This window comes from Lachnoclostridium sp. An14, assembly GCF_002160755.1.
GTDB lineage: Bacteria > Bacillota > Clostridia > Lachnospirales > Lachnospiraceae > Lachnoclostridium_A.
This window is the reverse complement of record NZ_NFLE01000004.1, coordinates 54,539-74,927: the sequence shown is the minus strand read 5'-3', so window position 1 is coordinate 74,927 and position 20,389 is coordinate 54,539. Positions and strand designations below refer to the sequence as shown.

At 51.1% G+C, this 20,389-nt stretch carries 18 protein-coding genes; 3 read left to right on the top strand and 15 right to left on the bottom strand.

The window, feature by feature from the left end; all coding sequences use genetic code 11:
• Window positions 1-133 precede the first annotated feature (133 nt).
• On the top strand, window positions 134-1,066 hold the full coding sequence (locus tag B5E84_RS03625) for a LysR family transcriptional regulator (RefSeq protein ID WP_087219394.1): 933 nt from the start codon (window positions 134-136) through the stop codon (window positions 1,064-1,066).
• Window positions 1,067-1,123: 57 nt separating this feature from the next.
• On the opposite strand, the gene B5E84_RS03620 is transcribed toward B5E84_RS03625, so the two are convergent.
• From B5E84_RS03620 to B5E84_RS03610, 3 genes are all read right to left on the bottom strand, one after another.
• Entirely contained in the window at window positions 1,124-2,593 is a 1,470-nt protein-coding gene (locus B5E84_RS03620) for a tripartite tricarboxylate transporter permease (protein WP_087219391.1), read from the bottom strand.
• A gap of 15 nt (window positions 2,594-2,608) precedes the next feature.
• A complete protein-coding gene (locus B5E84_RS03615) occupies window positions 2,609-3,073 on the bottom strand; it encodes a tripartite tricarboxylate transporter TctB family protein (RefSeq protein WP_087219388.1) in 465 nt (154 codons plus the stop codon).
• 163 nt (window positions 3,074-3,236) lie between these two features.
• The gene (locus B5E84_RS03610; RefSeq protein WP_242963260.1) at window positions 3,237-4,292 is read right to left on the bottom strand and encodes a tripartite tricarboxylate transporter substrate binding protein; all 1,056 of its coding nucleotides are present in this window, start codon (window positions 4,290-4,292) and stop codon (window positions 3,237-3,239) included.
• Between the two features lie 217 nt (window positions 4,293-4,509).
• On the opposite strand from B5E84_RS03610, the gene citD reads away from it, so the two are divergent.
• Window positions 4,510-4,809 (top strand): citrate lyase acyl carrier protein, encoded by a 300-nt coding sequence (gene citD, locus B5E84_RS03605; RefSeq protein WP_087219385.1) that lies wholly within the window; start codon window positions 4,510-4,512, stop codon window positions 4,807-4,809.
• Window positions 4,806-5,702: an aldolase/citrate lyase family protein gene (locus tag B5E84_RS03600; RefSeq protein ID WP_087219382.1), complete on the top strand. Its 897-nt coding sequence runs from the start codon at window positions 4,806-4,808 to the stop codon at window positions 5,700-5,702. The genes citD and B5E84_RS03600 overlap by 4 nt, the downstream gene beginning before the upstream one ends.
• A gap of 516 nt (window positions 5,703-6,218) precedes the next feature.
• Here B5E84_RS03600 and B5E84_RS03595 read toward each other — a convergent pair.
• The 12 genes from B5E84_RS03595 to B5E84_RS03540 form a co-directional block, all read right to left on the bottom strand.
• Entirely contained in the window at window positions 6,219-6,584 is a 366-nt protein-coding gene (locus tag B5E84_RS03595; RefSeq protein WP_087219379.1) for an RDD family protein, read from the bottom strand.
• A gap of 27 nt (window positions 6,585-6,611) precedes the next feature.
• Window positions 6,612-7,307 carry a hypothetical protein gene (locus B5E84_RS03590; protein WP_087219376.1) on the bottom strand — a complete coding sequence of 232 codons (696 nt, stop codon included), beginning with the start codon at window positions 7,305-7,307 and terminating at the stop codon, window positions 6,612-6,614.
• A gap of 276 nt (window positions 7,308-7,583) precedes the next feature.
• Complete coding sequence (tsf, locus tag B5E84_RS03585) at window positions 7,584-8,519, bottom strand: translation elongation factor Ts (RefSeq protein WP_087219373.1); 936 nt, start codon at window positions 8,517-8,519, stop codon at window positions 7,584-7,586.
• An 84-nt stretch (window positions 8,520-8,603) separates the two neighbouring features.
• Complete coding sequence (gene rpsB / locus B5E84_RS03580; RefSeq protein WP_087219370.1) at window positions 8,604-9,356, bottom strand: 30S ribosomal protein S2; 753 nt, start codon at window positions 9,354-9,356, stop codon at window positions 8,604-8,606.
• A gap of 366 nt (window positions 9,357-9,722) precedes the next feature.
• Window positions 9,723-10,505, bottom strand: coding sequence for a GTP-sensing pleiotropic transcriptional regulator CodY (gene codY, locus B5E84_RS03575; RefSeq protein ID WP_087219368.1), 783 nt, complete (start codon window positions 10,503-10,505; stop codon window positions 9,723-9,725).
• A 127-nt stretch (window positions 10,506-10,632) separates the two neighbouring features.
• Window positions 10,633-12,708 carry a type I DNA topoisomerase gene (gene topA, locus B5E84_RS03570; RefSeq protein ID WP_087219365.1) on the bottom strand — a complete coding sequence of 692 codons (2,076 nt, stop codon included), beginning with the start codon at window positions 12,706-12,708 and terminating at the stop codon, window positions 10,633-10,635.
• An 11-nt stretch (window positions 12,709-12,719) separates the two neighbouring features.
• Window positions 12,720-13,817, bottom strand: coding sequence for a DNA-processing protein DprA (dprA, locus tag B5E84_RS03565; RefSeq protein WP_242963257.1), 1,098 nt, complete (start codon window positions 13,815-13,817; stop codon window positions 12,720-12,722).
• On the bottom strand, window positions 13,814-15,394 hold the full coding sequence (locus tag B5E84_RS03560) for a YifB family Mg chelatase-like AAA ATPase (protein ID WP_275533075.1): 1,581 nt from the start codon (window positions 15,392-15,394) through the stop codon (window positions 13,814-13,816). The genes dprA and B5E84_RS03560 overlap by 4 nt, the downstream gene beginning before the upstream one ends.
• A gap of 364 nt (window positions 15,395-15,758) precedes the next feature.
• Window positions 15,759-16,709 (bottom strand): alpha/beta fold hydrolase, encoded by a 951-nt coding sequence (locus B5E84_RS03555; protein WP_242963255.1) that lies wholly within the window; start codon window positions 16,707-16,709, stop codon window positions 15,759-15,761.
• A gap of 301 nt (window positions 16,710-17,010) precedes the next feature.
• The gene (locus B5E84_RS03550) at window positions 17,011-17,799 is read right to left on the bottom strand and encodes a TIGR03915 family putative DNA repair protein (RefSeq protein WP_162612801.1); all 789 of its coding nucleotides are present in this window, start codon (window positions 17,797-17,799) and stop codon (window positions 17,011-17,013) included.
• The gene (locus B5E84_RS03545) at window positions 17,799-19,145 is read right to left on the bottom strand and encodes a putative DNA modification/repair radical SAM protein (RefSeq protein ID WP_087219357.1); all 1,347 of its coding nucleotides are present in this window, start codon (window positions 19,143-19,145) and stop codon (window positions 17,799-17,801) included. Before B5E84_RS03545 ends, B5E84_RS03550 begins: the two co-directional genes overlap by 1 nt.
• A gap of 200 nt (window positions 19,146-19,345) precedes the next feature.
• On the bottom strand, window positions 19,346-20,224 hold the full coding sequence (locus B5E84_RS03540; protein WP_087219355.1) for a LysR family transcriptional regulator: 879 nt from the start codon (window positions 20,222-20,224) through the stop codon (window positions 19,346-19,348).
• Window positions 20,225-20,389 lie beyond the last annotated feature (165 nt).

The window sequence follows — 20,389 nt, the reverse complement described above, 5'->3', positions numbered from 1 at the left end:
TTATTTCTATTTTTTTATTCTTGACTTGCAGAGTCAAACACTATATGATTTATTTATATATTTTTTGACATCTTATTACATATTTTGTTCATATTGACTAATCTCTTTTTAATAGTAAGGAGGCCGAATTCATATGGAATTCCGGGAACTAACTAACATTTTAACAATCGCTGAGGAAGGCAGTTTGTCGAAAGCCGCCGAAAAACTTTTTGTAAGCCAATCCTCATTAAGCCAATTTCTTAAAAGCTATGAAGCCTCCATTGGCTGTTCCCTTTTTGTCCGCACCTCCACAGGAATGCGTCCCACTGAAGCCGGCGAGCGCGTTTTGGAAGCCGCTCACCAGATTGTTGCCATCGGTAACAATCTACAGAATGAGCTCTGGGACATTGCCCACCTTTCTACCGGTAAAGTGACTCTCGGCCTTACACCATTCCGCGGTTCCTTTGTGCTGCCCGATATTCTTCCGGCTTTTTATGCTAAGTATCCACAGATTACAATTCATACAGTGGAGGCCAACACCCAGACGCTGGAGGATCATCTTCTACGCGGCATTATCGATGTGGCCCTGTTGACCTATCCTCTCATCAACAAAAAACTTCCTACCGAAGACGCTTATGAGGAGGAGGTATATTTGGCGGTTAACCGGGATTCTCATGTCCTGAAACTGGCAAAATACGATATGGAGACTGGGCGCACCTATGTGGAGTTTGAGGAAGTTATGCACGAACCGTTCATTCTTCTTTCAAAAGGTCAGCGGCTTTACACCCTGGCAGAAAGCCAGTTTGATAAATATGGTTGCAAACCTCATGTCATCCAGAAGACCCAGAATCCAGAAACCAGCATCCGTCTGGCCGAACAGGGTCTTGGACTGACATTTATGGCGGGTTCCTATATCCACCCCATTTACAATGGCAATTATAAACTCTCTTATCTATCCATCGGCAAGGAGGGAGTTCACCGCAAACTTGTCTTTGCGTTCCCGCCCAACACCTATCGTTCCAAAGCAACGATGGCTTTTGTGGAAATGGTTTCCAGGTTGCTGGCTCCCGGAAACAATTTTTCCTAGAACCGCACTGCCCGTATTTTGTCTCATTCGTTTAAATGGGAATCAATACACTTATGTTCAGGCTTTCCTTTTTTTCGCAAGCATGGGGCCGAAGACACAAGCAATGCTGGCTATCGCCAGTACCAATACGATCGGTCTTGTAAATATCTCCCAAAAACTGTCGTAGGATTCAATGGTCCGAAGCAGTTCATTGTCAGCGGTCTTTCCAAGCAGAAGTCCCAGTATCAGAGGCATAATGGGAAATTCTGCTTTTTTCATTGCCCACCCAATCACTCCGAACAGCAGCATCAGCCCAGCGTCAAACATAGTATTTCTATTAGAAAATGCCCCCAGCAGCGTCAACACCAGAATACAGGGAACCAGATATTTTGTCGGTACTTTTACAATGTACGCAGCAAAAGCACAAAGCACCAGTCCTAGAATCAGCATGACGAACTGTTGGATAAACAAGGAAGAAAACGCCATATAAATGACATCCTCGTGATCAATAAAAAGTTTGGGACCCGGATTCCACCCCTGTAGCACTAGCGCTCCAAGCATCATCGCTGTAGAGGCCGAGCCCGGAATACCAAGTACAAACAAAGTGGCAAGTGCCCCGCCTTCAGACGCATTATTAGCTGTCTCACAGGCGATTATACCTTCCGGAATTCCTGTTCCGAACTGATCCCCCCGTTTGCACCACTGTTTCGACTGATTGTATCCCATCATTCCAGCTACAGCTGCTCCTGCCGCTGGCATAACCCCTATAATCACGCCGAGCAGTGAACAAAGCACCGTCTGCAAGGGACGTTTCAGAACCTCTTTAAAGCCTGAGAGAACAGCCCTAAATCCGGTAGAATGGTTACCGTTCTCGTCCGTCATCATCTTCTTTCCTGCCAGATTAATGATCTCCGGCATTGCCAGAAAGCCAATTAAGGCTGGAACCATCGGAATGCCATCCATTAAGAACATATTTCCGTAAGTTCCCCTTATCGTCCCAAGGGAACTCATCCCTATTGTTCCTAAAAGGATTCCGAACAGGCCCGCATACACACTTTTCAGCGTATTTTTTGCAAGACTTCCCACACAACTTAATCCGAAAATCGCGACCATAAACATCTCCGCGGGACCAAATTTCAAGGATAACGTAGCCAAAGGTTTTGTAGCGAACAACAGAAAAACGCAGCCGATCAGCCCTCCGATTACGGAACTCATTAACGCAATTCCTAACGCTTTTCCACCTTCTCCTCTTTGATTCATAGGATAACCATCCAACATAGTCACCATATTAGCCGTTGAACCCGGTGTGTTAATCATAACGGCCGTAACCGCCCCACCGAATAATCCTCCAGTGTAGATGGAAAGCAAAAAAACAAGGGCAGTCAGCGGAGGCATCTTGTATGTAAAGGGCAGCATCAGCGCAATCCCCATACTTCCTGTCAGACCTGGAAGGCAGCCGAGCACCAGTCCGATCGTTACCCCTCCAAACATATAGAAGATGTACTCCATTTGGAAAATAACCGAAAATCCTTCTATAAAATGTTGCATTCTGTTCCTCCTCTCTTAAAATCCCAGAAATCCCACTGGCAACGGAATACGCAGTCCAATTTTAAATACCGCATACAAAATTCCAGTGACGACAAGTGGCAGTAAAATGTAAGACATCGATTTTTTGACCTGCATAATCAGTAACAAAACTGCCATCAATACAACGGTGGTAATGATAAATCCAAAATAAGGTACAACGATCACGTAAACCGTCATAGACACCACTACGAGAAGTGATTTGAACAGAACTTGTTTCTCTTCCTGCGATATTTGCAGTGCCCCTTTATTTTTTTTCCGTTCCATCTTCCATTCTCTGATATCGGTAAACGTATTTACCGCAAACAAAATAACCATCACGATAAAAACTGGTTTAATCAAATACTGATTCTTTTTACTGTATTCTGCGACTTCTAAAAAATAAGTTGCCGACCAGAGTAATACAATAGCCGGAATGGCTAGTCTTTTTATAAGGGAACCCATTTTTTGTCCTCCTTCCGTACTGTGGCAGACCGGCAGCCCACATTTTCCTTCTGAGGCCTTAGTCCTTCTCTGTTTGTTCTGTCCGATATCCGAAGACACTGGATACCGGACAGCAGTTTTCTTGTTTTACAGTCACATGAAATATTTTTCTATACGTTCTGATTTATTCTTCTTTCAGCCAGTCTTGATACTGTACGACGAGCTCATGAAGCTGAAGATTCAGTTCATTGCTTTCTTCCGGTCCCCGGAATGCTGACACAGCAAGCTCTCCGCTGGACTCCAAGAATTTCTGATACTCTGGATTTTCGAACGCCTCTTTATAGGTATCCACCAATGTCTGGTAACGATCGGGATAGTTCTCTTTTACCCCTTTCTGAACCGCAAAAAGACGGCAGGAACCAAGAGAGCCTGGAATCTTCAGATCTGGATACACTTCGTCAAAGCTTGGAGTGTCAGGCCAGATGGCATTTCTATCAGAACCACAAACAGCAAGCACTTTTGCCTGATCTCCTAAACCCATATCACCATTGGCAGAACCTGTGATAAAATCCACATGGCCGCCCATTAAAGCTGTACGGAAATCATTACCGCTGTCGTAATAAATCGTCTTATAATCCAGATTGAAGGCCTCGGTCAGGATACCGAGCAAAATAGAACCGGCTCCGCCCGCCGTGAGTCCCACTTTCATTTTTCCAGGGTTGTCCTGAATGGCCTTGACCAAATCTTCGATTGTATTATAAGGTGAAGTGTCGAGCACCGTAATCGTGGTTGGATCGATCTGCTGCATATTAATCAAATCAAAATCTGAGATATCATAGGTCGCACCCTGTAAAACCTGATTCCCGCTCAAGTATGTCTGGGTTCCACAGTAGATATTCGTACCGTCCGCCGGAAGTGTTTGGTAGTATACGGAGCCAACCATAGTAGATGCTCCCTCCCTGTTTTCAACGACAAAGGTACACCCCGCTGTTTCCTCCCAGTAAGGTAGAATTCCTCTTACCATCAAATCGGCACTTCCTCCCGCCTTAAATGGAACGACTATCGTCAGGGTCTCTCCCTGAGGCCAAGTACTCTCCCCGCCTTCCTCCTTGCCACCATCTTCCGAAGCCACTTTGACTTTTAAATCTGCATCCGTTCCCTTGGCTCCATCCGAGCTGCATCCCGTAGACGTAGCTGCCATCATTACTGCCATTGTTAATGCCATCATTCTTTTTCTCATAGTTACTCCTCCTTGCTTTTGATTTTTTACTGGACGCTCTCTATCGATTCCGCCCTTTTTGATGGTTTTATTTTATCAGATAATTTTCAAAATGAACAATATAGATTCCCACACCCACCCTATCAGTTTTTCTAATATCTGATATTTGATCTTGCTATTGGCATTTTGAAATACTTTTTAGTATAATCGCAAGTAAATACAGTATGAGGAGGTTATTATGGAGATTATAAATACTGCCATAGCCGGTACCCTGGAATCTAGCGATGTTCAGGTAATAGTGGAACCAGCAACCGAAGGAATTGAAATTGAACTTGAAAGCACCGTTATCAACCAGTATGGAAAACAGATCCGGACAGTAATCATGGAAACGCTGGAACGTTTGGAAGTGAAAAATGCGAAATTACGTGTAATTGATAAGGGAGCTCTGGACTGCACATTAAAAGCGCGGGTGGAATGCGCTATTTTTCGCTCCAACCATATTATGGAGCAATTGCCATGGGGAGGTGCGATTCGATGAACAAAAATAAAAACAGACTAAGAAGGACCATGATGTTTTTGAACTGCCAGAAACCAGGACTGATCCGTGATCCTTATATTTACGGTGCAGACTCCATTATTCTCGACCTAGAGGATGCGGTTGCAGCAAACCAGAAGGATTCCGCCAGGTACTCTCTCTATCATGCTTTAAAAGACCTCGACTACCGTGGAGTAGAACGCATCGTGCGCATCAATGGGCTGGACACGCCTTACTGGAAAGAAGATATCCGTGTCTGCGTTGCCGGTGGTGCAGACGCCATCCGAATCGCCAAGACAGAAACGAGGGAGGACGTAAAGGCTGTAGAAACAGCTGTCCTCTCTGCCGAACAAGAATTTAACCGGCCTGTTGGAAGCACACTTCTTATGGCCGCTCTAGAATCCGCAAAAGGCGTTTTAAACGCGCTGGAAATCTGCAACTCCTCCGATCGACTGTTTGGTATCGCCCTCAGTGGGGGCGATTTCACAAAGGATATACAAACCACCATCACAGGCACCGGAGTGGAGCTAGCTGGTGCCAGACAGCATATGATACTGGCTGCCAGGGCCGCTAAAATTCAGTGTTTCGATACGGTTTATACGAATCTAGACGATATGGAGGGGTTCCGGAAAGATGTAGAAATGATTCACAGGATGGGCTTTGACGGTAAATCCATTATCAACCCGAAACAAATAGCCGTGGTGCATGAGATCTTTACTCCTTCGGAAAAAGAAATTATCTATGCAAAAAAACTGATTCGCGCAATCAACGAACAAAAAGAAAAGGGAATCGGCGTCTTTACCGTGGATGGAAAAATGGTAGATATCGCCTTTTATGATGGAGCTGTACGAACACTGAATCTGGCTCGTGCCGCCGGAATTGCAATAAATTTTTGATAAACAGGATGTTATGAGAAAAACTATCACAAAATCAATGTTGATAAATTTTAGTTCCTGAACGTGAATCCAATCCTTAAAAAACACACTGCCATTTATGATGCTTTATGTAATCGTGATGTCACCCCTTTAGAGGAACTGATGAGAACGCATATGCAGAATGTTTTAAAAACATTAGTTGATAACTATGACCTTTTATTCATGTAAATTTTATTAACTGAAAAAATAAGGGATCTGTGTGACTCATACTATCCGCGCCTGTGAAAAAATTTCTGTAAATACAAATTTTCTATGATAATTTCTGGGCTGAAAGCGAATCTGAGAGCTTTCAGCCCTTGGTTTATATATAACAGCACATACTGGGTATGTTAAGTACAGGCAGGTTTTCCTCACCTGTTTTCACCACATAGAAGATCTATATCTAATAGCTATTTACAGAAAAAGTTTCACACGGTTGCACTTTCGCCGGGACGTTTCTGTTTACAGATTCTGTTCCATCATCCCTTTGCCCTATTGCTATTTTTTCACAACGGTTATGCCGTACCAGGCATCGTAGGGCAAACGCTTTTTGATTATGTAGTAGATCATGGTAATCGGAAAAAACGCGAGAAAAATCGTTTTCAGCGTCCCATGGGTCGCCAGGTATAAGTTCCGTTTATCCGGCGGGACAATCGTGCGGATCCTTGTCAGTTTCTTCCCAATGCTGCATCCATCCCATCCCCAGTCAGCAAGGAAAAAATATCCCACATGAAACACCAGCAGGGAAATACTTAACAGCACCCCCGTATATGGCGTATTATGCGTGACGATTCCTGACACAATCAGCTTAAATATGGTTTCAATGATTGCAGAATCAATGAGGCAGGCGATTGCTCTTTTCATAAGCGTTGATCCTCCTTTTTCTTTTTGTCAATAAGGTTCCGATCTGTTTGTTTCAAATGTTTCTGATTTCCATAAGTAATTGACACTGATAACAGAAAAATTCCCTCCGTACCTCGGAAGGCCGGTAATGATGATTCCTACTTTTTTATCCCGCAAAAAATATGCGTATTCGCTTTTACTTTTATCAGGGTTTCCAATAGGCTGGTTCTGCATGACAGAAAGAACATCTATATATTTATTATCGGGCGTAATCATACCATATTCTGTTTCAAATGCTCCACTCTCTATGTTCATTACGATTTCATATCTTCCCTCATTTCCAATAATATCCTCTAATCCGACTACCGTTTGCGTGCCTAAATCCATGGTTACCGCATAACCAACGTCTCCTGTGGAACCTGATTGATCTGTATAAGTGCCGTGGTAACAAATACTTAAATAATTTTCATCCTGATAGGTAATCTCGTAAGCAATGGATGCTGCTACCTCCGCATCAGACAAAAAGCGATAAGGTCCGTATAAATTACTCCCTATCAAAGTATTGATCCGTTCCTCTTTCTCTGCATCCTTTTCATTCAGAAAATTGACTTGGGGATATTTCACATCTCCTTTAGCTTTTTCAATGATTTCATATCCATTTTCCCGTTTTCCGCTTAAACATCCAGAGCACGCAAGCAAAAACACGGTTATAATTATGCCGACAAAGGCGATTCTTTCCTTCATTTAACGCCCCTTCCCTCTCAATACCTTTCTTCTCTTGCGGCTAATAGAACCGTCCTTTTTCCACTTCAGGGACATCATCCAAAATGACGCTGTTGTCAAAGTCTATTTTTATCATTTGTAGACATTCATTCGCCATCCCATGGCGAAACAAATCCTACTTTATGTCAAAACAGCCCATATATTCAACATTTAATACCATAATGTTGAAAAACGCCGGAGCCCCCACAGACCCCAGCGTTTCCATTCACATTTTATCTACTTTATAAAATTGCAGAATTACATTCCCATCTGCTTTGCAACTTCCTCAGCGAAGTTCTCCTCTTTCTTCTCCAGGCCCTCGCCGGTCTCGAAACGAACGAACTTCTTGATGGTGATGTTGGCGTTGTTAGCCTTCGCTACGGACGCAACGTAAGCGGCTACGCTCTGCTTGCCGTCCTCAGCCTTTACGTATACCTGATCTAACAGGCAGATCTCCTTCAGCTCTTTCTTAATCCGGCCCATTACCATGCCGTTGATGATCTTGTCGTTGGCATCCGGTTTCTCGTTCTTAGCGGCTACGGTCAGGATCTCTTTCTCCTTCTCGATGTAGTCGGCATCTACCTCAGCCTCGCTGGTGTAGAGGGGCTTTAAAGCGGCAGCCTGCATGGCTACGTTCTTTGCCATCTCCTTGATCGCGTCGTTCACAACGTCAGTCTCAACGTCAACCAGAACGCCGATCTTTCCGCCTGCATGGATATAGGAGGCAACGAAACCGTTCTGCTCCTCTACCTGCTGGAATCTTCTGATGTTCATGTTCTCGCCGATGATGGAAATCTGAGAGGACAGAGCCTCCTTCACGGTCATGGACGGATCCTTCTCCCACTGCTCAGCCATAAAGCTGTCCATATCCTGAGCGCTGGTCTTTAAAGCCTGAGCGGCAACGTCAGCAACGTAGGCTCTGAACTTCTCGTTCTTCGCTACGAAGTCGGTCTCTGCGTTTACCTCTACCACAACTGCCTTCTTCTCGTCAGCGGCCAGATCGGTGTAAACGATACCCTCAGCCGCAATACGGCCAGCCTTCTTTGCTGCGCCGGCAAGTCCCTTCTCTCTCAGGAACTCCACCGCCTTATCCATATCGCCCTCGGTTGCTGCAAGAGCCTTCTTGCAGTCCATCATTCCGGCGCCTGTCATCTCTCTTAACTCTTTTACCATTGCTGCGGTAACTGCTGCCATTTCTTTTTCCTCCATTTTGATTTGGTATGGTTTCTTATAAAAAGTGCTCCAACCTGTATCAGGCTGAAGCACTCCTTCGTCAAATTACTCCTCTACAGCTGCCTCTGCCTCAAATACTTCCTCGCCAGCCTCAAGCTCACCGTCAACCGTAGCCTCACCCTGGTTCGCCTCGATCACAGCGTCAGCCATCTTCGCAACGATCAGTTTCACGGCTCTGATTGCGTCGTCGTTACCCGGAATTACGTAATCCAGCTCCTCCGGATCGCAGTTGGTGTCGGCAATACCGATCAGCGGGATTCCAAGGGTGTGAGCCTCCTGCACGCAGATTCTCTCCTTCTTCGGATCTACAACGAAGATTGCATCGGGAAGTCTCTTCATCTCCTTGATGCCGCCTAAGTTCTTCTCTAACTTCTCCCACTCCTTCTTGAGTGCGATAACCTCTTTCTTCGGCAGAACGTCAAAGGTTCCGTCCTCAGCCATGGTCTCGATCTCTTTCAGTCTTGCGATTCTGGACTGGATGGTCTTGAAGTTGGTCAGCATTCCGCCTAACCATCTCTCATTTACGTAGAACATTCCGCAGCGCTCTGCCTCGGTCTTGATGGCATCCTGAGCCTGTTTCTTCGTTCCTACGAACAGAATGTTTCCGCCCTCTGCAGCGATGTCGGAAATGGCCTTGTAAGCCTCATCTACCTTTACTACAGACTTCTGTAAGTCGATGATGTAGATGCCGTTTCTCTCGGTGTAGATGTACGGAGCCATTTTGGGGTTCCATCTTCTCGTCTGGTGACCAAAGTGCACGCCAGCTTCTAACAGCTGTTTCATAGAAATAACGCTCATGTTTTTCCCTCCATTTGGTTGTTCTTCCGCCTGCGTCTCATGTTTCCGGAAAGACCTGACAGACAGGCACCGTTTCCAGGAATCGGCAGACGTGTTTTTTATCAGCCCTACTAATATAGCATAGGAATGTCCGGCGCGCAAGGGTTTTTTGCGGGAAATCCGCTGGATTTTGCAGAATTTTTACTAATTTTTTTACGAATGCAAAAAATATGGGCGGCGGCGCGCGGTCTCGCGTCTCGCCGGAGGCTTTTTGTCATAAGGCGCGCCGTTTCCCATGTGCGCATAATAAAAGCAGGGTGCCGTACGCATTGACTGGCATCCTGCTTGGATTCTTTTACGAGAAATCGTTGGGATTTTGCTGCCTTTCTACTTCCCATTGGCAGCCTTAATATTTTTCAGCTCGTCGAAGATCACGTCGTTGAGCACCTTGATGTACGTGCCCTTCATTCCGGAGGATCTGGACTCGATGACGCCGGCGCTCTCAAACTTTCTGAGGGCGTTGACGATGACGGAGCGGGTGATCCCTACCCGGTCAGCGATCTTGCTGGCTACCAGAATTCCCTCATTGCCGTCCAGCTCCTCAAAAATGTGAGTGATCGCCTCCAGCTCAGAGAAGGATAAGGTGCTGATGGCGGATTTCACGATCTGGATCTTTCTGGTCTCCTCGGCGTTCTCCTCGTTGACGGAGCGCATCATCTCCAGCCCTACCACGGTGGTGCCGTACTCGCTCAGGATGATGTCGTCAATGTCATACTGGGAATTGGATTTGTAAATAAACAGGGTGCCCAGACGCTCTCCGGCGATGTCAATGGGAGTGATGATCGCCTGATAATCTTTTACCTTGTCCTCCGTAAATCCCAAAGTGACCAGATTTACATTTTCCTTTGTGGACAGAATGCTGAGCAGCCGTTCATTGAGCATGGGATCCACAAATCCTCCCACCTGATCGGCAATCAGCTCCTCAATCTCATCCACGCCTTCCCAGGCACTGACGCCGAGAACCTTTCCCTTTCTGCTGATGACCAGGATATTAGACAACAGGATCTCACTCAATACTTTGCAGATGTCGTTAAACACAAATTTGTGCGAATTATTGTTGTGAAGAAGTTTGTTAATTTTCCTGGTTTTGTCTAACAACTGTACTCCCATTTATAAAACCTCCTTGCTTTTCTTTTAAAACCCGGCAAAACTTTAACTTATTTAAAGCATATCATGATTTTAAACGAATAACAAGTGTTTTTTCTGAATTTTTCAATTTTTTAAACAATTCTTCTCACTATTTTTCCTTCGCCATGCTGTGCCCGCAGTGCTCGTTGGAACAGAGCAGCTTGCTGCCCTTTTCCACCATGTAGGAACCACATTCCGGGCATTTGATCTCCGTCGGTTTCTGCCAGGACATGAACTCACACTCCGGATTATTGGAACAGCCGTAATATTTGCGGCCCTTCTTCGTCTTTTTGATGACCACGTCTCCGCCGCACAGGGGACAGGTCACTCCCACTTTCTCGAAGTAGGGCTTTGTGTTCTTGCACTCCGGGAATCCGGGACAGGCCAGGAACTTTCCGTGGGGGCCGTACTTGATCACCATATGGCGGCCGCACAGCTCGCACACCTCGTCGCTCACCTCGTCGGCGATGGTCACCGTCTCCAGCTCGCTCTCGGCGGTCTTCACCGCGTCCATCAGGTCGGGATAGAAATTGCGCACCACCGATTTCCACGGCAGTTCTCCGTCTCCTACCTTATCCAGCAGATACTCTAAGTTGGCCGTAAAGGTGGGATCTACGATGCTGGGGAAACATTTTTTCATGATCCGGTTTACGATCTCTCCCAGTTCGGTGACATAGAGGTTTTTGTTCTCCTTCGCCACATACCTTCTGGCAATAATCGTGGTAATGGTGGGCGCGTAGGTACTGGGACGGCCGATTCCCTGCTCCTCCAGAGCCTTCACCAGAGATGCCTCCGTGTAGTGGGCCGGCGGCTGGGTGAAGTGCTGGCTGTGCTCCAGCTCTTTTAAGGGAAGAATATCTCCCTTCTCCAGGCTGTTTAAGAGGACGTTATTCTCCTCCTTCTCATCCTCCTGAACGTACACCGACATAAAGCCGTCGAAGGCCAGCTTGGAGGCCGTCAGGTTAAAGAGATAGCCGGCGGCGTCAATCTTGACAGCGGTGGTCTCATACACTGCCGGTTTCATGCGGCTGGCGGTGAACCGTTTCCAGATCAGCTGATACAAACGGAACAGATCCCTGGACAGGGAATCCTTCACCAGCACGGGGGTAAGAGTGACATCCGTGGGACGGATCGCCTCGTGGGCATCCTGAATCTTTCCGGAGGCTTTTTTCGCCTTTTCCTCACCGGCTACGTACTGACTTCCGTAGTGCTCCCCGATAAACTGTTTTGCGGCCGCGTCCGCCTCCTCCGCCACGCGGGTAGAATCGGTACGAAGGTAGGTGATCAGACCCACCGTTCCCCGGCCTTTCACATCTACGCCCTCGTAGAGCTGCTGGGCCAGGCGCATGGTCTTCTGCGTGGAGAAATTGAGGGTCTTGGACGCCTCCTGCTGGAGGGTACTGGTCGTAAAGGGGATGGGGGCTTTCTTGGTGCGCTCTCCCTGTTTTACCTCCTCCACCTGGTACTTGGCTCCTTCCAGGTTCTTTAAGATCTCCTCCAGCTCTCCCTGATTGTGAATGGTCAGTTTCTCCGTCTTTGTGCCGTGGAATTTCGCCACCAGAGGGGTCTTTCTCCCCTCGCAGGCCAGCTTGGCATCCAGGCTCCAGTATTCCTCCGGAATAAAGGCATTGATCTCGTCCTCCCGGTCACAGATCATCCGCAGGGCCACCGACTGTACACGGCCGGCACTGAGGCCCCGTTTCACCTTTTCCCACAGAAGGGGGCTGATGCCGTAGCCCACCATCCGGTCCAGAACGCGGCGGGCCTGCTGAGCGTCCACCAGGTTCATATCAATCTGTCTGGGGGATTTTAAGGATGCTTTGACCGCGTTCTTCGTGATCTCGTTGAAACTGATGCGGTATACCTTCTTGTCCTTTAACTCGTCCAGCTTGAGAGCCTTTACCAGGTGCCAGGAGATCGCCTCTCCCTCCCGGTCCGGGTCCGTCGCGAGGTAGATCTTATCTGCCTTTTTTACCTCCTTGCGGAGCTTGGCAAGAATATCCCCTTTCCCTCGGATGGTAATATATTTGGGCTCATAATCATTTTCCACATCAAACCCCATCTGGCTCTTTGGCATATCCCTTACGTGTCCGTTGGACGCGTCCACCACATAGTTGGCGCCCAGGAATTTTTTGATGGTTTTTACCTTTGCCGGAGACTCCACAATCACTAAATAACTTGCCATTTCAACCTCACCTATAGTTTCTTTCCATAATATTGGTTCGCAGTCCGGACCACATATCCTTTCCATTCCAATTCCATGAGCGCTCCCATGCACTCTCCTACGGACAGTCCGGACTGCTGTATAATCTCATCCAGAAATTTTGGCTGTAAATCGAGGCAACTATACACCATTTTTTCTGTCTTGGCAAGTCCCTTTCCATTTTTTTCATGAAGTGTTAAGATTTCCCCTTTTTTCAGGCGAAAGATTTCCAGCACATCTTCCGGGCTGTCCGCCAGCTGGGCCCCGCTTTTGATCAGGCGGTTGCAGCCGGCGCTTAAGGGGTCTGTACGCCGTCCGGGAACCGCGAATACCTCTCTCCCCTGATCCAACGCCAGGGAGGCGGTGATCAGGGAACCGCTCTTTTCTCTGGCCTCCACCACTACCACAGCGTCCGACATTCCGCTGATAATCCGGTTTCGCATAGGGAAATTGCCGGGGGAGGGATGGTCCCAGGGGCCAAATTCGGAAATCAGGCCCCCTTTCCTGCCAATCTCCTCATACAGGCGGAAATTTTCCCTGGGATAGCAAATCTCAACTCCGCTCCCCAGAACTGCCGCAGTCAGCCCGCCGCCCATGAGGGCACCCCGGTGAGCAGCGCCGTCCGTCCCTCTGGCCAGTCCGCTCACCACCCACACACCGGCTTTTGCCAGCTCCTTTCCAAACCACTCGGCCATGGCCCGTCCGTACTCCGTATTCTCCCTGGCTCCCACCAGGGCCACCACTGGGGCATCCAGCTCCGGAAGACGGCCTTTTACGCAGAACCCCATGGGATGGTCGTAGATCTCCTTCAGCTTTTTGGGATAGCCTGGATCCCATGGAGTAATAAACTGTATTCCCCGCTCCGGAAGTCTATGATACTGTTCCAGGATTTTTTCCCTGTCCTCCCGCCCCTTTCTGATCAGCCGTTCCACCCGTTTTAAAGCCGGCAGGTCTTCTCCCTTCGCCGTTTCTTCTATATAATATGCCGCCTGAAAACTGCCAAGCTCCTCCCACAGCTTGCGGATGGTCACCGCGCCCAGCCCTTTCATCCGGCAAAGCAGATAAAGATATTCCCGTTCCTGTCCCGTCAACTGCCTTCACCTCCCCAATATGCCCGGATTCCGCTCCGGTATCCGGCGGCCTCCATCAAGTGCTCCCTGCGGATCCGTCCTCCGCCGTCCAGGTCCGCGATGGTCCTGGCCACCTTCAGCAGCCGGTCCCTTCCCCGGCCGCTCATCTCCTCCCGCTCATAGAGCTGCCTCATCAGCCGCTCCTCCGCCTCTCCCAAGGCGCAAAACGTCTCCAGCTCCTGTCTCCCCATTCGGCTATTAAACCGGATCCCGGTTTCCCGAAACCGCTCCCTCTGAAGATTCCAGGCGGCCTCCACCCGGTTCCGCATCTTTTGGGAGCTCTCCTCTTGCGCCGCGTCCCGTTTGGAAACCAGGGCCTCATAGGGAATCTGCCCCGCCTCCGCGATCAGATCCATCCGGTCCAGAATCGGCCTGGAGATCCGGCTCAGATACGTCCTGACCTGTTTCTCCGAGCAGCGGCAGCGGCTCCGGTCGGGATAAAATCCGCAGGGGCAGGGATTGCTGGCTGCCACCAGCATAAAATCCGCCGGAAACCGGTACGCCCCATTCACCCGCGCCACAACGATGGAACGGTCTTCTAAGGGCTGTCGAAGCAGCTCGATCACCCCGCGGGGAAATTCCGGCAGCTCATCTAAAAACAGCACTCCTCCTGTGGCCAGGGACACCTCTCCCGGCCGCGGCCCCCGCCCGCCTCCGGCGATGGCCTGGACGGTGGCCGTGTGGTGAGGGGTCCGAAACGGCCTGGACTGGATCAGCGGCTGATGTTCCGGCAGCAGCCCGCAGATGCTGTAGATCCTGGAAATCTCCCGCCTCTCGTCCACGGTGAGAGGCGGCATAATCGTAGGAATCCGCCGGGCCGTCATACTCTTTCCCGTCCCTGCCGGGCCCATGAGAAGAAGGTTGTGCATCCCGGCCGCGGCGATCTCTGCCGCCCGTTTTAAAAGGGGCTGTCCCACCACATCCCGAAAGTCCAATCCATCCTCCTCTTTCTCCTCCTCCCACTCTGCCTTCGACTCCTCCTGTACCCAGGCCTCCGGCCCTTTTTCCAGACACTCCGCCATCTCTCTTAAGGTGCAAACGCCTGATACTGGCACATTTCCTGCCGCCTGTCCTTCCCGGCGGTTCCGTTCCGGCAGAAAACACCAGTCCATCCCCAGCTCTCCTGCCGTCCCGGCGATGGAAAGGGCCCCCCGGATGCCTCTCACGTCCCCGCTTAAGCCTAATTCTCCCGCAATGGCAATCCTTTCCAGGTGATCCGTGGGAATCAGTCCATAAGCCCCTAAAACAGCCACCGCGATGGGCAAATCAAAGGCCGTGCCGTCTTTCCGGATGTCCGCCGGGGAGAGATTGACGGTGATCTTCCGGGGCGGACATTGAAAGCCGGAGTTCTTAAGGGCTGTCAGCACCCGGTCCCTGGCCTCCTTCACCTCGCTCCCTAAATAGCCCACCATGGAAAATCCCGGCAGTCCGCTGCTCACATCCGCCTCCACCCGCACCAGATACCCTTCCATCCCTGCGATTCCGATGCCGTTTACTCTGCAAAACATACGCTCCTCCTCTCTGCCGGATGGCTGCAAAAAGAGGGAACTCCAGAACCTTTCTCCGGCCCCCGCATCCGGCCTTGCTTTTATTACTGCGCTTATCTTTCATTTTTCTGCAATGCAATATGGAATTTCTAGGCCGAATGGCCGTTTAAACGGGCGAATCAAAAAACGCCCTCGATCGGTGTTCCCCGGCCGGAGGAATCTCCGGCCGGAAATGAATCAAATAGATAAAAACATACATGAAACGATTCCGCGTCCGCCGTTTCAGACACGTTTCGCCATTTTTCCGGCATCCTCGTCTCCTTTGTCCAAGGATGCCGTCCCTGATGCGCGCGGATTCCAAATATGGCTCCGGGCACCGCCTCCTTCCAGCCCAGGGGTACGCAGGCTCTCCTCTTTACCTCTGCCGGCGCAGGCTGTGTTTCAGGCACCAGGAGGACAGATCCTCAAAGACCTGCTCCCTGCCGATCTCATTGACCAGCTCATGGCGGCAGCCGTCATACAGCTTGAGCTCCACGTCCTCCATCCCCAGTCTGCGGTAAAGGCGATATAAGCTGCCCACGCCCCGTCCATAGCCGCCCACCGGATCCTCTTTCCCGGATACGAGAAAAACAGGAAGATCCTTGGGCATTTTCCGCAGCCACTTCCGATGCTTTAAATCCAGCATCACCTGGAAGAAATCTTCGTAGGCGGAGCAGGTAAACCGGAAATGGCAGTAGGGATCGTCCTCAAACTGCCGCACCCGCTCCCGGTCCCTGGAGAGCCAGTCGCTGTCCGTCTCCGCTTTTCGGATTTTGCGGTTGTAATTGCCAAGAACCAGCTTGTGGAGCAGGGGGCTGCGGTACCAGCCGCCGTGCAACAGACCGGTGAGCCGCACAACTGCCATTCCCAGGAGAAGTAGAAATTCTGACTGGTTTCCCGTTCCCATAAGGATCACCCCGTCCGTCTCCGCCCTGTATCTTGTCAGATACCTCCGAACCATAAAGGAACCCATACTGTGTCCCATCAAAAGGTTCGGTACTCCGGGATACCATTTCTCTGTCAGATGGTGTACCCGGCGGATGTCCTGGATCAGATAGACCTCTCCTTTTTCTTTTGCAAAATATCCCAGGCGTTCCACTGCCCCCGCAGTCTCTCCGTGACCCAGCTGGTCGTGGCCAACCACGGCGATCCCCTGGGCAGCCAGGAATCTGGCAAACTCATCGTACCGCCTGATGTGCTCCGTCATGCCGTGAACCAACTGGAGCACGGCCACCGCCTCTCCCTCCGGTCTCCAGTGCATCACGTGAAGTCTGGACACACCGTCGCTGGAGGGGATGAAACGCTCCTCTGTCATCCGCATCTGCATCCCGCCTTTCCTCCGGCCCAGCCGGATCCATTTCCTGTCATTTTTCCCTTGTCATCACGCCATCTCGGCGTCCGTCCTGATAGTGTTTGTCTCTAAAGACGGATTCATACAAGCATGAACCATATTCTCCTTCGTCATCCTTCCCTCTCGACTCCCGTCTCGATGGCACTTCTCGTCAAACACAAATTCATGCAAACATGATTCGTATTTTCCTCGTCATCATACCCTCTCGACTCCCGTCTCGATGGCACTTCTCGTCAAATGCGAATTCATGCGAGCATGATTCGTATTTTCCTCGTCATCATACCATATCCATCCCCGGAGGACAAGGCGTTTTCTGCCATTCTGTCATATATTCCCGGAACCGCAGGGGCAGATGGGTCATCTGGCATTTCCGGTTCTCCCGCTCTTTGATGGAGATGGTATGGACAAATACCCGCCAGAGATCCCCGTAAGGATCCTGGGTGCCGGCCGCCTTGATCCGTCTCCGGATGTCCTCCGGAATGCCCCGGAGGAGGACAGTCTCCCGGTTTGCCTGGTGAACTGCCGCCTTGTCCCGCTTTTCATCCCAGAGCATCCAGTTTTCCCCGGACAGCCGGTCCTCAAAATGCTCCGCCACTATGGCCAGCACGTCGTTCTTCGGGCCAATGCTCCCCGCCAGGATCCCCTCCGGCAGCCTGGCAAACCGCACAAATCCCGTGAGCAGATGGGCCTCATTCCCCACCGCCCGATCATACTCCACCATCTGAAACACCGACGGAAGACTCAGCATATGCACGATCTTCGGCCCCTGGCGGAACCCGTCCACCAGAAAGCGGTACATCCAGTCCGCCTTCTCTCCGTCTCCAGATAAGGAAGCCGTCCACAGCAGGCGGCAGGCCTCCCCGGAAATCCGCTCCCGCACAGTGCCCATCACCGACTCCGCTTTCCGTTTCTCCGGCTGCACCTCCAGATACCGGCAGAACAGCTCCGGCTCCCGCTGTCCCTTTAGCTCCAGCCTCTGCTCCCTGCTGGGCCGCCCGCTGGTCCCGGCGTCATAGATCCCGGACAGGATGGAGCAGAAATCGTCCTCACACACATAGACATCCATCACATCACCCCCCATACCGCTCCGCTCACATCCTCCGCCGTGGGCGGGACGGTGATGTGAAAATCGTCAAACAGGGACATCTGCCGGTAGGCATTTCCCTCCCCGATCTCCCAGGCCCTCCGCCTCTCCTCCCCCGCCAGGCTGGCGGCGATGGCATCCTGATCCTGGCGGAAGGGCATCATCACCCTGCCGCTGCAAGTGATAAAGTACATGGCCCGCTTTAGCACCACCCCGAACCGTTTCAAATCGGGGAAATCCAGGGCAGCGTGGCGCCTGGCCTCCACAATCCGCCTGGCGGACTTCACCCCCATCCCCGGCACCCGCAGAAGGGTATAGTAATCCGCCCGGTTCACCTCCACCGGAAACTGCTCCAAATGGCGCACAGCCCAGTCGCACTTCGGGTCTAACAGCACATTGAAATTCGGGCGGTCTTCCGACAGCAGCTCTCCCGCCTGAAACCCGTAATAGCGCAGCAGCCAGTCCGCCTGATACAGACGGTGTTCCCGCAGCAGAGGCGGGCCGCCGGGCAGGGCCGGCAGCAGACTGTCATCATTGACCCGGACGAAGGCGGAGTAAAAAACTCGTTTCAGTCCATAGCTCTGGTACAGGGCCTCCGCCACCGACAGCATCTGGTAATCGCTCTCCGGCGTAGCTCCCACAATCATCTGAGTGCTCTGTCCCGCCGGCACAAAGGCACTGTCCCGGCGGTAAGGGATCAGCTCCTGTTTCCCGGCCTCTATCCCCCGCTGAATCTGCCGCATGGGCAAGAGAATCTTCTCCCGCGTCTTTCCCGGCGCCAGAGTGCGCAGCCCTTCCGCCGTGGGCAGCTCCAGATTGACACTCATACGGTCTGCCAGAAACCCGGCCTGCTCAATCAGGGCAGGGTCTGCCCCCGGTATGGCTTTTACGTGGATATAGCCCCGGAAATGGTGCTCATGGCGCAGTTTCCACAGAGTCCGGCAGATCAGCTCCATAGTATAGTCGGGGCTGTGGAGGATCCCGGAGCTCAAAAACAGTCCTTCGATATAATTCCTCCGGTAAAACTCCATGGTGAGAGTGCAGACCTCCTCCGGCGTGAAGGAGGTGCGTACCACGTCATTGGAGCGGCGGTTCACACAGTAGCGGCAGTCGTAGATACACTCGTTGGTAAAGAGAATCTTCAGCAGGGAAATGCAGCGTCCGTCCGCGGAAAAGCTGTGACAGATCCCCGCCGGGACCGCGCTCCCCATGGTTCCCTTTTTCCCCTTCCGATCCGCACCGCTGGACGTGCAGGCCACGTCGTACTTGGCCGCGTCCGTGAGAATCTCCAGCTTTTCCCTCAGTGTGAGATGTTCCTGTATCAGCATTCCTCTCCGCCTCCCGTCTGTGCTTGCAGAATATCGAACATTTGTTCTTGATTCGTATTCTACCACAGAGAAACGGAATATGCAAGCATTTTTTCGAACTTATGTTCCTTTTTCTGTGAAACCCCCGGATGGCGGCGGTATAGATGGGCGCGCTCGCGCACAGATATACCGGCATCAGACGGATTTGTCTTAAATGCCCGCTACCCCTCACACTTTTTCAACAATTCCAACAGCCGCCCCATCTGAGGGCTCATGGACTTCTCCCGGATCCAGGCCGCCTTCATCCGGTTCTCCATGGAAAGCCCCGTCACCGCCACCTCCCGCAGCGTTCCCGCCTGTAAAGCCGGTTCCGCCACCGGCACCGGCAGGACGGCCGCTCCCAGTCCCTTCTCCGCCATCCGCACCAGAGCCTGGGAATTGACGCTGATGCAGGCTGGTTCCGCCGTCAGGCCCAGGCCGTAAAGGGCATGGTCGAACACGTCCCGCACGGCGCTCCCCGCCTCCCGCAGCAAAAGCCGGTGGCCCAAAAGCTCCTCCGGCCCGCAGGTTCCTGGTTTTCCCAGAGGATAATCCGGCGACACGAACACCCCCACCCGGTAGGAGCCAAACTCACAGCTCTCCAGCAGGCCGGAGTGGATATTTCCCTCCAGCAGGCCAAAATCCAGCCGGTGGCCTAAGAGCAGCTCCTCGATCCGGGAGGCGCTGTCCACGGTGACCTGCACCGGAGTGTGGGGATACAGGCAGGAAAACTCCGCCCACACCTGGGGCAGCCAGTAATTGGCGATGGTGATGTTGGCCCCCAGGGAGATGGGATTTTGCTCCTCGGAGTCGGAGAAGTGCAGGGACAGCTCGTCAAACAGCTCTAAAATCTGCTCTGACTTCTCCAGAAACCTCCTCCCGGAGGCGTTTAAATACAGCCTCCTGGAGATCCGGTCAAAGAGGGGGCAGCCCGCCTCCTCCTCCAGGGCGTTGATCACGTGGGTGACGGCCGGCTGCGTCATATAGAGAGCCTTCGCCGCTTTGGTGACGCTCCCCTCCCGGCACAGGGTGCGGAAAATTTCCAGCTGTCGGATGTTCATATCCTTCCTCCTTATCGCTGACCATTATCATTTACAGCATTCACAAACATTTACAAACAAAACAAAGCAAATAAAAAAATAAAAAAACAGATCCCATTCTCCCAAAATCTGCCAAAAACAAGCAAACAAGAAAATTACAAAGAAAACCTCGCCGGAAAGGGTTCT

What these genes read in the sequence shown, in the direction of transcription:
- B5E84_RS03615 (WP_087219388.1), bottom strand. Translation starts at nt 3,073, where the DNA reads ATGGGTTCCCTTATAAAAAGACTAGCCATTCCGGCTATTGTATTACTC.
- B5E84_RS03625 (WP_087219394.1), top strand. Translation starts at nt 134, where the DNA reads ATGGAATTCCGGGAACTAACTAACATTTTAACAATCGCTGAGGAAGGC.
- B5E84_RS03620 (WP_087219391.1), bottom strand. Translation starts at nt 2,593, where the DNA reads ATGCAACATTTTATAGAAGGATTTTCGGTTATTTTCCAAATGGAGTAC.
- B5E84_RS03540 (WP_087219355.1), bottom strand. Translation starts at nt 20,224, where the DNA reads ATGAACATCCGACAGCTGGAAATTTTCCGCACCCTGTGCCGGGAGGGG.
- B5E84_RS03610 (WP_242963260.1), bottom strand. Translation starts at nt 4,292, where the DNA reads ATGAGAAAAAGAATGATGGCATTAACAATGGCAGTAATGATGGCAGCT.
- B5E84_RS03595 (WP_087219379.1), bottom strand. Translation starts at nt 6,584, where the DNA reads ATGAAAAGAGCAATCGCCTGCCTCATTGATTCTGCAATCATTGAAACC.
- B5E84_RS03550 (WP_162612801.1), bottom strand. Translation starts at nt 17,799, where the DNA reads ATGGATGTCTATGTGTGTGAGGACGATTTCTGCTCCATCCTGTCCGGG.
- B5E84_RS03545 (WP_087219357.1), bottom strand. Translation starts at nt 19,145, where the DNA reads ATGCTGATACAGGAACATCTCACACTGAGGGAAAAGCTGGAGATTCTC.
- tsf (WP_087219373.1), bottom strand. Translation starts at nt 8,519, where the DNA reads ATGGCAGCAGTTACCGCAGCAATGGTAAAAGAGTTAAGAGAGATGACA.
- B5E84_RS03590 (WP_087219376.1), bottom strand. Translation starts at nt 7,307, where the DNA reads ATGAAGGAAAGAATCGCCTTTGTCGGCATAATTATAACCGTGTTTTTG.
- rpsB (WP_087219370.1), bottom strand. Translation starts at nt 9,356, where the DNA reads ATGAGCGTTATTTCTATGAAACAGCTGTTAGAAGCTGGCGTGCACTTT.
- B5E84_RS03600 (WP_087219382.1), top strand. Translation starts at nt 4,806, where the DNA reads ATGAACAAAAATAAAAACAGACTAAGAAGGACCATGATGTTTTTGAAC.
- citD (WP_087219385.1), top strand. Translation starts at nt 4,510, where the DNA reads ATGGAGATTATAAATACTGCCATAGCCGGTACCCTGGAATCTAGCGAT.
- topA (WP_087219365.1), bottom strand. Translation starts at nt 12,708, where the DNA reads ATGGCAAGTTATTTAGTGATTGTGGAGTCTCCGGCAAAGGTAAAAACC.
- B5E84_RS03555 (WP_242963255.1), bottom strand. Translation starts at nt 16,709, where the DNA reads ATGCAGATGCGGATGACAGAGGAGCGTTTCATCCCCTCCAGCGACGGT.
- codY (WP_087219368.1), bottom strand. Translation starts at nt 10,505, where the DNA reads ATGGGAGTACAGTTGTTAGACAAAACCAGGAAAATTAACAAACTTCTT.